General features: G+C 32.1%; 9 protein-coding genes. 3 read left to right on the top strand and 6 right to left on the bottom strand.

Going from position 1 to position 14,448, the window contains the following annotated elements; all coding sequences use genetic code 11:
- Positions 1–26 precede the first annotated feature (26 nt).
- From QVZ41_RS05515 to QVZ41_RS05500, 4 genes are all read right to left on the bottom strand, one after another.
- Positions 27–3,317 carry a SusC/RagA family TonB-linked outer membrane protein gene (locus tag QVZ41_RS05515; RefSeq protein WP_302883557.1) on the bottom strand — a complete coding sequence of 1,097 codons (3,291 nt, stop codon included), beginning with the start codon at positions 3,315–3,317 and terminating at the stop codon, positions 27–29.
- A 159-nt stretch (positions 3,318–3,476) separates the two neighbouring features.
- Positions 3,477–4,613 (bottom strand): FecR family protein, encoded by a 1,137-nt coding sequence (locus tag QVZ41_RS05510; RefSeq protein WP_302883556.1) that lies wholly within the window; start codon positions 4,611–4,613, stop codon positions 3,477–3,479.
- A 119-nt stretch (positions 4,614–4,732) separates the two neighbouring features.
- Complete coding sequence (locus tag QVZ41_RS05505) at positions 4,733–5,290, bottom strand: RNA polymerase sigma factor (protein ID WP_302883555.1); 558 nt, start codon at positions 5,288–5,290, stop codon at positions 4,733–4,735.
- A gap of 53 nt (positions 5,291–5,343) precedes the next feature.
- Entirely contained in the window at positions 5,344–7,650 is a 2,307-nt protein-coding gene (locus tag QVZ41_RS05500) for a type IA DNA topoisomerase (protein ID WP_302883554.1), read from the bottom strand.
- 189 nt (positions 7,651–7,839) lie between these two features.
- On the opposite strand from QVZ41_RS05500, the gene QVZ41_RS05495 reads away from it, so the two are divergent.
- Both QVZ41_RS05495 and QVZ41_RS05490 read left to right on the top strand, forming a co-directional pair.
- On the top strand, positions 7,840–8,799 hold the full coding sequence (locus QVZ41_RS05495; protein ID WP_302883553.1) for a choice-of-anchor D domain-containing protein: 960 nt from the start codon (positions 7,840–7,842) through the stop codon (positions 8,797–8,799).
- Positions 8,783–9,355: a hypothetical protein gene (locus QVZ41_RS05490; protein WP_302883552.1), complete on the top strand. Its 573-nt coding sequence runs from the start codon at positions 8,783–8,785 to the stop codon at positions 9,353–9,355. The genes QVZ41_RS05495 and QVZ41_RS05490 overlap by 17 nt, the downstream gene beginning before the upstream one ends.
- A gap of 51 nt (positions 9,356–9,406) precedes the next feature.
- Here QVZ41_RS05490 and carB read toward each other — a convergent pair whose 3' ends face one another.
- Complete coding sequence (gene carB, locus QVZ41_RS05485; protein ID WP_302883551.1) at positions 9,407–12,262, bottom strand: carbamoyl-phosphate synthase large subunit; 2,856 nt, start codon at positions 12,260–12,262, stop codon at positions 9,407–9,409.
- 124 nt (positions 12,263–12,386) lie between these two features.
- Positions 12,387–12,545 (bottom strand): 50S ribosomal protein L34, encoded by a 159-nt coding sequence (rpmH, locus tag QVZ41_RS05480; RefSeq protein WP_073121092.1) that lies wholly within the window; start codon positions 12,543–12,545, stop codon positions 12,387–12,389.
- A gap of 264 nt (positions 12,546–12,809) precedes the next feature.
- Here rpmH and QVZ41_RS05475 point away from each other — a divergent pair, with 264 nt between their 5' ends.
- Positions 12,810–14,426 carry a CTP synthase gene (locus QVZ41_RS05475; RefSeq protein ID WP_302883550.1) on the top strand — a complete coding sequence of 539 codons (1,617 nt, stop codon included), beginning with the start codon at positions 12,810–12,812 and terminating at the stop codon, positions 14,424–14,426.
- The last annotated feature ends 22 nt before the right edge of the window (positions 14,427–14,448 follow it).

The following is a 14,448-nucleotide window of genomic DNA, read 5'->3' as shown; positions in this document are numbered from 1 at the left end:
TTCTGTTTTATTATTAGTCAAGAATTCTATAACGATAGGTTTAATCCTATTGTAAATGTTCTTGGAACTGGGTAAGTTGTTTTGTCTGAACCTGAAAACAAACCTCCTGCAGATGAAACCTCTGGATTAGCTCCTGGGAAACTAGAAAATACAAATGCTTGTTGTACACTTGCATATACTCTTAAATTGGATAAAAAGTTAGCTTTAGAAACCGGTACCGTATATCCCAGAGTAATGTTTTTTATAGTTAAATATGAAGCATCATAAACTAACTTAGAATGAAACCAGTCTCTTTCAGGTCCTGTTGTTCCTGCTGCTACAGTTCCATATCTACCGCTTCCAGGGTTTGCTTCGGACTTCCATCTATCTAAAACGCCACGATTTACATTAAAAGATCCATCTAAGTTTCCTGTAAATCTTTCTGCTACATTTACTATTTTATTCCCATACGCTCCTTGTGCAACTACGGTAAGATCGAAGTTTTTATATTTAATAGTATTCGTAAATCCGTATATAAAATCTGGATTGGTATCTCCTAAATATGTATAATCACGCTCATCGTTATTAATCACATTATCTCCATCTTGATCTTCAAACTTTATGGTTCCTACCGCAGCACCATTGTGTTTAGGACCAGCGTCAAATTCATCTTGATTTTGAAAAATTCCATCTGCTTTAAGACCATAAAGTTGCCCCATAGGTTTTCCTACTTCAGTAATGGTATATTCCCCTCTAACAGGTGCGTCATCTACTCCTAGTTTTTGAACTTCATTTCTATTAAACGAAATATTAAAATCTGTAGTCCAGTTAAAATCTCCTACAAAGTTTTTGGTATTTAAACTAAATTCATGTCCCCAAAATTTAAAATCACCAATATTTGTTGCGTAATTATAAAATCCAGAAGAAATAGGAATTTCTACAGTATATAATAAATCTGTGGTAAGTTTATCATAGTAATCGTAAGCAAAGTTTATACGATCATTAAACAAACCTAATTCAAGTCCTAGATCTAGCTGAGTAGTTCTTTCCCACCCTAGTTCAGAGTTGTCTAAACCAGCCAGCGTTTTTCCTCCGTTTAACGTATTGTTTATTGGATAATTTGTAGGAACCACAGAAGCGTATTGGGTATAGTTTCCAATATTATTATTTCCTGTAAGCCCGTAACTACTTCTAAATTTTAAGAAAGAAATAGATGATTTGTCTTTTAAGAAATTTTCTTTTGAGATAATCCATCCTGCAGACAATGAAGGAAAGTTCCCCCATCTATTTTGTTTTCCAAATTTTGAAGAACCATCAGATCTATATGCCGCAGAAAGTAAATACTTATCCTTAAAGCTATAATTAACTCTACCTAAAAGAGATGCTAAACTCCATTCTTGGATATCTGTTCCTCCTGTAATTGTAGTTGCAGCATTTAATGTTTCTACTTTGTTATCAGGATATCCTGTTCCTCCAAAAGACCCGCTTTCTCCTCTTGCGGCTTGCGTGGTGTAACCAGCCAATACTTCAACTTGGTGATCTCCTAAATCTATATCATAATTTAAAGTATTTTCCATCACCCATGAGTACCCATAACTATTTGCATGTCCTCCTGAAATTCTTGTGGCATCATTTGGATTACCTGGGTCAAAAACATTACCTGCTGTTGAGGGTCTAAAACTATCACTCACAGAGTTTCCTAAATCTACCCCTGCCATAATTTTATACGTTAAATTAGGGATAATTTCAGCTTCTAAAAACGCGTTAGATAAGATTCCAACATTGATATTTCTATTTTTTACAGCTTGAACTTGATGATACCAGTTAGGCATAGGTACAATACCGTTTACAAAAAATTCATTATCCCAACCTGGCAAAGCATATGGATAAGATCCATCATCATTAATATAACTATACATTGGGTTGGTTAACATAGCTCCCTGAATAATTCCACCGGTTTCATACCAAACCCCATCTGATTGAGGTGACTTTCTGGTTGTAAAATTTGGTGCAACATTAAATCCTACTTTAACTTTATCATTAACTTCATAATCTAAGTTAGCACGTAAAGAAAAACGCTTGTATTCTGAATTTAACAATACACCTTCTTGATTAAAAAAACCAGCAACTACAGATGCTTTTAATTTTTCTCCACCACCGGTATAAGATAAACTATAGTTTTGAATCATTGCGTTTCTTGTAATGGCATCAAACCAATTTGTTCCCTCTCCGTATTGTTCAGGGTTTTGGTAGGCAGCAGGAACAGCTTGTCCTCTTGCTTCAAAAATTTCTTTTTTAAATTGAGCAAATTCTGTTGCGTTAAGCATGTCTGGTCTTCCTTTAGCAGGAATTTGTTGCATACCTGTATAAGCACTTAAGGACATGGTGCTTTTTCCTTTTCCTCTTTTGGTGGTTACTAAAATAACTCCATTGGCTCCTCTAGACCCATACAAAGCTGTTGATGAAGCGTCTTTTAATACCGTAATATTTTCTATTTCATCTGGGTTTAAATTGGCAATATCACCAGTAATAGGAAAACCATCGACTACATAAAGTGGATCACTTCCTGCAGAAATAGAAGCCTGACCTCTAATTCTTACTGACATTCCACCACCTGGTGTTCCTGTGTTTTGAAGTATTTGCACTCCTGATAACTTCCCTTGTAATTTTTGTGTTACTTGAGCTACTGGAATATCTTCTAACTCTTCAGCATCTACTTTTTGAACAGCTCCTGTAATTTTATTTTTGCTAGACTCCCCGTAAGCAACAATCACTAAATCATCTAATAAAAATGTATCCTCTTTAAGAACAATGTTAATTGTTGTGTTTTGAGTAAATGTTCTCTCGGCAGATACATATCCTACAAAATTATAGACCAATGTAGAACCAGGATTTATTTTAATACTATAATTTCCTTCAAAATCTGTAATAGTACCATTGCTTTGTCCTTTTTCTAGAACGTTTACACCTATTAAAGGAAAACCTTTTTCATCAACTACTCTACCAGTAATTATTATTTTTTCTTGTTTAAAAAAACTTTTAATAATAATGCTTTTGCTTTTGGTGACCTCGTAATTTAAATGATTGGGAGTAAAAATTTGATCTAGTAACTCCGCAGCCTGAACCTTTCCTTTTTTTAATTGAATTTTAGGAATGTTATCAAATAGGTCTTTAGGATATATAAAACTGTAATCTGTTTGTTTTTGTATAATTTTAAATACTTGCTTGGGAGAAACTAATTGATTCTTCTTTATTTCTATCTTTTCTTGAGAAAAGGTGATTTCTGTATTTAATCCAAATACTGTTGAACAAAAAAGAATTAAAAAAGTTTTAATCATAGTTAGAGTAAGCCGTTTTAAAAATTTAAAACGACAATTAATAAAATTAATTTTCATAATTTAGTTGTTATTAGTTAGACTTTGTTTAATTAATGTATATAGAGGGACTATAGTTAGGAAACCGCTAAATATCTGAGCTATATCTCCCTCTTTTTATTTTTATTTGAGTATCAAAACATGATCATTAAATTTGTAATTATTTATAATTCCTGAGCTTTTTATTGAAATAAGAACGTCTTCTATATTTCTGTCTTTCATTAAGACCCCTATAAACTCTTCTTTTTGTATTTCCTTGTTTTCAAATATAACTTCAAAATCATACCACCTAGACAATACTTTCATAACCTCCTCTAAAGGTTTGTTTTCAAAGCTAAACACACCATCTTTCCATGAGGCTTCATTATATGTATCTATATTTGATTGAATTGAAAGTTGTTGAGTGTTTAAATTTAATATAGCTTGTTCATTTGGTGTTAAATATTGTTTGCTTTTGTTGTTTTGCAAAAATATTTTTCCTTCTACAAGCGTAGTATAAATAAAAGTTTCATCTTTATAAGCTTTTATATTAAACTCTGTACCCAAAACAGATACTTCTTGATTATTTTGAAAGACCTTAAAACCAGCTCCATTGTGTTCTGAACTGGGAGAAACATCAAAATATGCTTCTCCATAAACCAATTCAACTTCACGTACTTTATTTTTAATAAAGTTTACAGGGTACTTAAGTTTTGTTTCAGAATTTAACCACACCTTGGTTCCATCTGATAGTTGAAGAACAAACTGTCCTCCTCTTGGGATTGTTAAATAGTTATATACAACTTCTTGAGAAATTTTATTTTTGTTGGTGTATATTATTTCGGAGCCATTGCTAGATGCATGGTTTAAAACATGGGTATTTCCTTTTTCTAAAGCAACGTTAGCCCCATTTGCTAAGGTTAAAATAGCTTTATCAGATCCTGGAAAAATTTTATTTTGATTTTTATTAACCGCTATTTCTACTTTTGGATGATTGTGTTTTTCAAAAACAACATAAACAAGACTAAGGAGAATTGCGATAGAAGCTGCAATTCCGTAATTAAAGTATTTTTTGATTACTCGTTTTGAATTTAATTTTTTGTTAAGTAAAATCCAACCTTGTTCTACATCAATAAAATCTAATTCCTTTTCAAAATTATTTTTTAATCTATCAAAATAATCTCTGTGAAGTTTTGAAGATTTGTACCACTCAGAAAAAATAATTTCTTCTTCTTTTGTGAGACTATTGTTTAGTTTTTTTATTAAAATTTTGAATTTCACCTTTTTGTTTTTAACCTTCTACACCTATACGACAATCAATAACTTAAAATGGGTGACAAAAAATTAATAAATATTTAAAAAAACATCCTTTTTGGTGTTTTTTATATTTATTTAAAAGGTTATTTATACGTTTCTAGCAAAACAGCAATTATCGTAATTGATTGAGAAATAATTTCTTTTGCTCTTTTTAATTGAGTTTTAACTGTATTAATAGAAATCCCTAGTTCATCTGCAATTTCAGAGTATTTATAATTCTGTAAAAACTTAAGTTTTACAACTTGCTGCATTCTTTCAGGTAGAGCATCTACAATTTTTAGCATTTGATGATATACAATTTTTTTTTCATCTTCATTTGTAGAATCAAAGACATATTCTGTAACCAATCCAATGTTAAAATCTAAATATTCATAGCTCTCTGTTATTTTAATTGATTTTAAAAAATTGTAACATCGATTACGAACCATGGTAAACACATAACCTCTTAAGGACGTTTCTATTTTAATTTTAGAAGCGTTTTCCCATATATAAATAAATACTTCCTGAACAATATCTTCACTAGCATCCTTGTCAAAAAGATAGCCATTGGCAAATTTTACGAGCTCTTCGTAATGCCTATCAAAAAAAGTTTTAAAAACTTTTTTGTTTTCTTTTGAAATTTCATGGAGTATAAGGTTCATTTAAAAATATTAAGAAGAAAACAAATCTATTGAAATCTATCTTAAAAAAAACATCAATCATTTAAAATCTCCCAAACCAAAGCTTTGGTAATTTCTTTTCCTGCTGCTTTTTCTTTAATGGTAGCAAAATCAACTTTAAAATCACATCCTGATTTATATTCTGAACATCCATAAGCTGAACTTCCTTTTAACACAGTTCCTTTTTTACATTTAGGACAAGTCAAAACATCAGGTACTTTGATTGTTTTATGAGTTGCTTTTTTAGTCTTTAAGATCATTTTATAAGCATCATTAAAAGTTACAGATCCATCCACAGTTCTTCCTTCCGATGTAAATCCTTTTAAATTTACTGTACTTCCTTTGCTAATCAATCGTAATATTTGATTATCTGAAATTTTCTTTCCTTTAAATTCAAAGGGAAGCACAAAATCACAATTATCATTGTATTTACTACAACCATAAGCCTTGCTTCCTTTTAACAAGTGTCCTTCTTTACATTTAGGACAAGTAGACCCTACCACACCTTTGACTTCTTTTTTAGCTGGACTTTCGTCTTTTTTAGAAACGGGATCGATAAAAATAGGTTTATGATTAGATAGGCGAACTTCTACCACCAAATCATCTACCATTTTTTTCATGTTTTTAATAAAGGTTCCTGCATGGTAGGTTCCTCTTTCAATATCTTTTAATTGCTTTTCCCATTCCCCAGTTAACCTGGCAGATTTTAACAGTCTATTCTGAATAGTTGCAATCAATTGAATTCCTGTAGAGGTTGGTAATAGCTGTTTTTTATTACGTTCTATGTAATTACGTTTAAATAAAGTCTCAATAATACTCGCTCTCGTAGAAGGTCTTCCAATACCATTTTCTTTCATCAAATCTCTTAACTCATCATCTTTTACTTGCTTTCCAGCCGTTTCCATAGCACGTAACAAAGTTGCTTCAGTATATTGTTTTGGAGGTTTGGTTTCTTTTTCTAAAAAAGAAGGATCGTGTGGTCCAGATTCTCCTTTTACAAAAGTAGGCATGATGTTTTCCTCATCGGTTTTATTTGCTGTTGCTTGGTTTTGTTCTGGAGTTTTAAACACTACTCGCCAACCTTCAGACAACACCTCTTTTCCTGTAGTTTTAAATCCTATTTTAGCCACTTCGGCCAATACTGTGGTATTAGAAACATTACTGTCGGGATAAAAAACTGCGATAAACCTACGAGTAATAATATCGTACACCTTTTGTGCATTGGCATGCAAAGGAATTTCTACTCCTGTAGGAATAATAGCATGGTGATCCGTTACTTTTTTATCATTAAAAACCTTAGTCGATTTTTTAATCTTTGGTTCAGCTAAAACAGGTTCTGTTAAAGCTGCGTATTTAGTCAATTTTGATAAGATACCTCTTACTTTTGGATACATGTCATTCGGTAAAAAAGTAGTGTCTACACGAGGATACGTTACCACTTTTTGTTCATACAAACCTTGTGTTAACTTTAAGGTTTCATCAGCAGTAAACCCAAATTTCTGATTACAATAAACCTGTAACCCTGTTAAATCGAACAATTTTGGAGCGTATTCTTTTCCTTTCTTTTTTTCTACAGAGATAATTTCTAAAGGCTCATCTTTAATCAATTCCATAGTTTGTTCACCATCTTCCTTTTTTAAATAACGTCCTTGTTCATTGTTAAAAACGGTATCCCTATAAGTGGTTTGAATTTCCCAGTAAGGTTGTGGTTTAAAATTTTGTATTTCTAGAAATCTTTTTACCACCATGGCTAAAGTTGGTGTTTGTACTCGTCCAACAGAAAGTACTTGACGATCTCTACCATATTTTAAAGTATACAAACGAGTCGCATTCATTCCCAACAACCAATCTCCAATAGCTCTTGAACTTCCCGCATAATACAAATTATCATATTTTTCTGCTGGAGTCAATTTTTCAAAACCTTCTTTAATGGCTTCTGTAGTTAATGAGGAAATCCACAAACGTTCTACCTTTCCTTTGTAACCTGCTTGATTAATTACCCATCTTTGAATCAATTCTCCTTCTTGACCCGCATCGCCACAGTTAATGACTACATCTGCTTTGTCAAATAAAAACTTAATAGTTCTAAACTGTTTTTGCACACCTTTGTCTTCCATCACCTTAACTTCAAATCGATCTGGAAGCATAGGTAACGTATCTAAATTCCAACTTTTCCAATGCGGTTTGTATTCATGTGGAGCATATAAACCACACAAATGCCCAAAAGTCCATGTCACCTGATAACCATTTCCTTCAAAATAGCCATCACAACGAATATTGGCTCCTAATACAGCAGCAATTTCTTTAGCAACACTTGGTTTTTCGGCAATACAAACTTTCATGAAGATGAATTTATGATGTTTTTCTAAACAAAAATAATGACAATAATTTGTGAAATACATCACAAGTCTAATTGTTCAAAGAACAACAAATATAAAAGAAACTTTTACTAGTTTAGAAGAAAGATATTCACAGTTTATCTTTAACTAAAAAATCACTATCTTAAATATTATTTTTTAAAAAACAAAATGATGAAAAAAGTAATTCAATACTTCTGTCTTATTATTTTCTTATTGCTTATTTCTTGTGGTTCAGATTCAACTGAGGAAATTGAGTTTACAACCTCTATTAGCACTTCCTTGAAAACAATTCCTTTTTCTGATACAGAAGTAAATACGAGTTCTGAATTGTCTTTTACTGTAAGTAATACCGGAAACACGAGTATTAACAATGCTAATATTACAAACTCAAATTCCATTTTTTCTGTATCACCTACAACATTTTCATTATCAGAGAACGAATCTAAAACTTTTACAGTAACCTTTAGTCCTGGTCAAGATCAAAATTACGCTGACACTTTTACTTTAAAATTAGGAGAAACCGTTCTAGGTTCGTTAAAAGTAACTGGTAAAGGAATTATTACAATGCCTATTACAAGTATTCAAAGTAGTAAAACATCTTTAAGTTTTGCTGATGTACAAACAAACAACACAAAACAATTGACTTTTTCTATTAATAATACAGGAAATCAAAATATAAACTCCATCATACTGAGCAAGAATTCTGCTCAATTTATTATCAATCCAACATCTTTTTCATTAGCGGTTAATGCCTCTAAAACCATCACTGTTGACTTTACACCAACAAAAGTACAAAGCTATAATGATGTCATTACAATTACAGCAGAAAACACGATACTAGCAAATGTAAATTTATCAGGAAATGGTATTGAATCAATTCCAGCCACCACTTATACAAAAGACATTCAACCCATTATGAATAATAGTTGTGCTACCACAGGGTGCCATAAAGGAACCAATCCTGCTAGTGGAATTGGTTTAGAAACTTATGCACTTACTAAAGATGCATTTGAAAACCATGGTGCTTTAATACAAATTGAACTTGGGGAAATGCCCCGAAATGCAAGTAAACTACCTCAGGTAACAATTGATTTGATCAAAAAATGGATTGCTGATGGTTATCCTGAATAATTTTTCAAAAAAGCATTTATTTTTAATACTATTCTTTAGTATCTGCTACACTACTTTATTACCTGCGCAAGTGATAAATAAGGATAGTAATCCATCATTTAACTCTAATGATATTAACTTTTTAAAAACAAAACAACAACAAAAAAAGAAAGATATTAACGATCTTGAGGCTATTAAAAGATCAATTACGTCTTCTCCATTTATCAAAGGGTATCATTATTCCTTTAATTTAAATCAACTTGAAAAAATAGTTCCTATTCAACAAATAAATGATTTTTTAAAAATCCCTAGTACTTCTATTTTTAAAAGCAGTCTATTTAAGAATACAAATACTGATATTAGATTTAAAAGTTATGTAAACATGAATGGTGCTGCACAGATTATCACCCTTAAAGGAGGCTTTTTTAACAATTATAATGGTAATTACACCTTACAAATTAGTTATCGCTTAAGCCCTAATGATTACAATATCAACATTCCAAACCTTATCAAACAAGAAGTTCAAAATGGATTGGCTTTAAAACTTAAAATCAATCTAGAAAATGGTACTAAATAAAAGAGCCACTCATTGAGTGGCTCTTTTTTATTTATATTAGATAATCTTAAATTATTTATTTAAGTACATTTTTCTTCTAGAGTATAACTCGTAAAAAGTGTCGTCTTTTAAATCATCAATAAACAAAATTGACTCTCCAGTTGATTTCATTTCTGGTCCTAATTTTTTATCAACATTAGGGAACTTATTAAAAGAGAATACTGGTTGTTTAATCGCAAATCCTTTTAACTGAGGATTAAAAGTAAAGTCTGTTACTTTATTTACGCCTAACATCACTTTTGTTGCATAATTTACATAAGGTTCTCCATATGCTTTTGCTATAAAAGGAACGGTACGTGAAGCTCTTGGGTTTGCTTCAATAATGTAAACCGTATCGTCTTTAATGGCAAACTGAATGTTAATCAATCCAACCGTTTTTAATGCGATAGCAATATTCTTAGTGTGATCTTTAATTTGTTGAATCACAAACTCTCCTAAGTTAAATGGTGGCAAGGTAGCGTTTGAATCTCCAGAGTGTACTCCACAAGGTTCAATGTGCTCCATAATACCAATGATGTAAACATTTCCGTCTGCATCACAAATAGCATCTGCTTCTGCTTCTATAGCCCCATCTAAATAATGATCTAACAACAATTTGTTTCCAGGAATAGAACGCAATAAACTTACTACGTGTTCTTCTAATTCTTCTTTGTTAATAACAATTTTCATCCCTTGACCTCCTAATACATAAGAAGGACGAACCAAGATCGGGAAATCTAAATGATCTGCAATATCTAAAGCTTCGTCAGCATTTGTTGCAATTCCAAATTTAGGGAAAGGAATGTCTAAAGAAGTTAACATATCAGAAAAACGTCCTCTATCTTCTGCTAAATCTAAAGCTTCAAAACTAGTTCCCATGATTTTAATTCCATAAGCCTCTAATTTTTCTGCCAACTTTAAGGCTGTTTGTCCTCCTAACTGAACAATCACTCCTTCAGGTTTTTCATGACGAATAATGTCATAAATATGTTCCCAGAATACTGGCTCAAAATATAATTTATCAGCTGTATCAAAATCGGTAGACACCGTTTCTGGGTTACAGTTAATCATAATAGTTTCATATCCTGCTTCTTTAGCAGCCAAAACTCCATGTACACAACAGTAGTCAAACTCAATTCCTTGACCAATACGGTTAGGTCCTGATCCTAAAACCACTACTTTTTTCTTATCTGTAACTACAGATTCATTATCGGCATATGGTTGACCATTTGCCAAAGTCATGGTGTTTTCAAAAGTTGAGTAGTAATAAGGTGTAGAGGCAGCAAATTCTGCAGCACAAGTATCTACTAACTTATAAACACGGTTAATATTTAACTCCTCACGTTTGTTATATACTTCAGACTCTAAACATTTTAACATATGAGCAATCTGTCTGTCACCATACCCTTTTTGTTTTGCCTCTAGCAATAATGCTTTTGGTAAAGTATCTAATTTATAAGTTGAAATTTCTTTTTCTAAAGCAAACAATTCTTCGTATTGCTTTAAGTACCACATGTCTATTTTAGTGATGTCGTAAATTTTCTTTAACGAAATTCCTGCTTTAATTGCATCATAGATTGTAAATACTCTATCCCAAGAAGCGTGTGTTAATTTAGAAATAATGGTATCGTAGTGAGTTTCTTCTTTACCATCTGCTCCTAAACCGTTACGTTTAATTTCTAAAGACTGTGTTGCTTTGTGTAATGCTTCTTGGAAAGAACGTCCAATTCCCATTACTTCACCAACCGCTTTCATTTGTAATCCTAAAGTTCTATCACATCCTTCAAACTTATCAAAGTTAAAACGAGGTATTTTTACGATTACATAATCTAAAGTTGGCTCAAATAATGCTGATGTGTTTCCCGTAACTTGGTTATTCAACTCATCTAAGTTATAACCTAGAGCTAGTTTAGTTGCAATTTTTGCAATTGGATATCCTGTTGCTTTTGATGCCAATGCAGAAGAACGAGAAACACGTGGATTGATTTCAATAGCAATAATATCTTCTTTTTCATCTGGAGATACCGCAAACTGTACATTACATCCTCCTTCAAAATCTCCAATAGAACGCATCATCTTAATGGCCATATCACGCATTTTTTGGAAAGTACTATCACTTAAAGTCATTGCTGGTGCAACAGTGATAGAATCTCCTGTGTGAATTCCCATAGGATCCATATTCTCAATAGAACAAACAATTACCACGTTATCGTTTCCATCACGTAATAATTCTAATTCGTATTCTTTCCATCCCATCATGGCTTTGTCAATCATCACCTCATGGATTGGAGAAATTTCTAATCCTGTAGCCAACAAATCATCAAAATCTTCTTCTTTATATACAATAGAAGCTCCTGCTCCACCTAAAGTGAACGAAGATCTAATACATAATGGAAAACCAAATTTTTGAGCAATTTCTTTTCCTTTTAAGAATGATGTTGCTGTTGCCTGAGGTGCCATGTTAACACCTATTTTTCCCATTAATTCACGGAACTGTTCTCTATCTTCTGTAATATTGATGGCAGCAATATCTACTCCAATCATTTCTACATTATAATCTTCCCATATCCCCTTTTCATCAGCTTCAATACACAAGTTTAATGCTGTTTGACCTCCCATAGTAGGTAATACAGCATCAATGTTTGGATGTGCTTCTAAAATTTCTCTAATTGACTTAGTCGTTAAAGGCTTTAAGTACACGTTATCTGCTAATGACGGATCGGTCATAATGGTTGCAGGGTTAGAATTGATTAAAGTGACTTCAATTCCTTCTTCTTTTAATGAACGGATGGATTGAGACCCAGAATAATCAAACTCACAAGCTTGACCAATTACGATAGGTCCTGAACCAATAATTAAAACCGATTTGATTTTAGGATTTTTAGGCATACGTTTAATTTTAAGACAAAGATAACAATCTGATTATCTTTGGTTGAACTAGATTCTAAAAAAAAATTTCAAAAAAAAGGTGTTACTTAAAAGTAACACCTGATATATTATAATGAATGCATCATTATTTCTTATGTCTTGGAGACGAAGAAACAGTTGTGCTTGCTCTACCTTTAGCTCTTCTTCTAGCTAAGACTTTACGTCCATTAGCTGAAGCCATTCTCTCTCTGAAACCGTGTTTGTTTCTTCTTTTTCTATTCGATGGTTGATACGTTCTTTTCATTGTATTATATCTTACGTCGTTTGTTTATTGCTGTTTACTTGGACACTTATAGGGTTTCCCAAAGCGTGTGCAAATATAAATGATTATTTAAGAATTACAAATGTTTTTTATTGAAAAATTAAAGTTTTTTCGCAAGTCCTAAAAACACCATTATATCTATCACTTAAGAACTTATCAAAAAGATATACAATTACTTAGATATAGTCTATAAAATTATACTTCTATTTCTACAGAAGTTTGTACTTTTGCACAAACAAAATACGAATGGCAAATACGAAATATGTTTTTGTAACCGGTGGTGTTACTTCATCTTTAGGTAAAGGAATTATTGCTGCTTCTTTAGCTAAATTACTACAAGAAAGAGGATACAGAGTTACAATACAAAAGTTCGACCCTTACATTAATATAGACCCAGGTACTTTAAATCCATACGAACATGGAGAATGTTTTGTAACCGATGATGGAGCAGAAACAGATTTAGATCTTGGACATTATGAACGTTTTTTGGATGTAAATACATCTCAAGCAAACAATGTAACTACTGGTAGAGTATATCAATCTGTGATTGATAAAGAACGTAGAGGAGAGTTTTTAGGTAAAACTGTTCAAGTAGTTCCTCATATCACCAATGAAATTAAAGAACGTATCCAAATTTTAGGTGAAACTGGGGATTACGATGTCATCATTACGGAACTTGGTGGTACTGTGGGAGATATTGAATCTTTACCATACGTAGAATCTGTACGTCAATTAACATGGGAATTAGGGGATAACAATTCCGTTGTTGTTCATTTAACGTTAATTCCTTATTTGGCTGCTGCAGGAGAATTAAAAACAAAACCTACGCAACATTCTGTAAAAATGATGATGCAAAACGGTTTAAATCCCGATATTTTAGTTTGTAGATCAGAACATTTTATTTCTGAAGACATCAAACGCAAACTAGCTTTGTTCTGTAATGTAAAAAAAGAAGAAGTAATTTCTTCTTTAGATGCTGAAACCATTTACGATGTACCAAACATGATGTTACATGAAGGTTTGGACAGGGTGGTGATGAAAAAACTAGCATTAACAAGCACCAAAGAACCTAAATTAATTGAGTGGAATAAATTTGTTGAAAAACACAAAAATCCATTACACAAAGTTAAAATTGGAGTTATTGGGAAATATGTTGAATTACAAGATGCATATAAATCTATTGCAGAAGCTTTTATACACGCTGGTTCTTCTCAAAGAATTAAAGTAAAAGTTGAGTGGATTCACTCTGAAGATATTACCAAAGACAATGTAGCTAGAAAATTACATGGTCTTGGCGGAATTATGGTCGCTCCTGGTTTTGGAAACCGTGGTACCGAAGGAAAAATTGAAACCATTCGTTATGCTCGTGAAAATAACATTCCTTTTATGGGAATTTGTTTGGGAATGCAAATGGCTGTAATTGAATTTGCTAGAAACGTATTAGGTTTAGAAAATGCTAATTCTACCGAAATGGATGAAAACGTAAAATATCCTGTGATCAACTTGATGGAAGATCAAAAGGAGGTTACGGATATGGGAGGTACCATGCGTTTAGGTGCTTGGGACTGTGTATTAGAAAAAGATTCTAAAGCATTCCACGCCTACGAAAAGGAAAATATTTCTGAAAGACATCGTCATAGATATGAATTTAACAGTGACTATAAAGCACAAATAGAAGCTGCTGGAATGAAAGCTACAGGTGTCAATCCTAAAACAGGATTGGTAGAAGTGGTAGAAATTCCATCTCATCCTTGGTTTGTAGCTGTTCAATATCACCCAGAATACAAAAGTACGGTACTAAATCCTCATCCTTTATTTAAAGACTTTGTAAACGCTAGTTTAGAATATTTAGAATCAAAATAAATCACACACAATAAACCATTAA

The sequence above is a fragment of the Wenyingzhuangia gilva genome (assembly GCF_030519655.1).
GTDB classification, from domain to species: domain Bacteria; phylum Bacteroidota; class Bacteroidia; order Flavobacteriales; family Flavobacteriaceae; genus Wenyingzhuangia; species Wenyingzhuangia gilva.
The sequence above is the reverse complement of the archived record's forward strand: the minus strand, read 5'-3'. Positions and strand labels throughout refer to the sequence as shown.

Excerpts from the sequence above, each read along its gene's own strand:
- QVZ41_RS05515 (WP_302883557.1), bottom strand. The coding sequence starts at position 3,317 with ATGATTAAAACTTTTTTAATTCTTTTTTGTTCAACAGTATTTGGATTA.
- QVZ41_RS05505 (WP_302883555.1), bottom strand. The coding sequence starts at position 5,290 with ATGAACCTTATACTCCATGAAATTTCAAAAGAAAACAAAAAAGTTTTT.
- QVZ41_RS05500 (WP_302883554.1), bottom strand. The coding sequence starts at position 7,650 with ATGAAAGTTTGTATTGCCGAAAAACCAAGTGTTGCTAAAGAAATTGCT.
- QVZ41_RS05495 (WP_302883553.1), top strand. The coding sequence starts at position 7,840 with ATGAAAAAAGTAATTCAATACTTCTGTCTTATTATTTTCTTATTGCTT.
- QVZ41_RS05490 (WP_302883552.1), top strand. The coding sequence starts at position 8,783 with ATGGTTATCCTGAATAATTTTTCAAAAAAGCATTTATTTTTAATACTA.
- carB (WP_302883551.1), bottom strand. The coding sequence starts at position 12,262 with ATGCCTAAAAATCCTAAAATCAAATCGGTTTTAATTATTGGTTCAGGA.
- rpmH (WP_073121092.1), bottom strand. The coding sequence starts at position 12,545 with ATGAAAAGAACGTATCAACCATCGAATAGAAAAAGAAGAAACAAACAC.
- QVZ41_RS05475 (WP_302883550.1), top strand. The coding sequence starts at position 12,810 with ATGGCAAATACGAAATATGTTTTTGTAACCGGTGGTGTTACTTCATCT.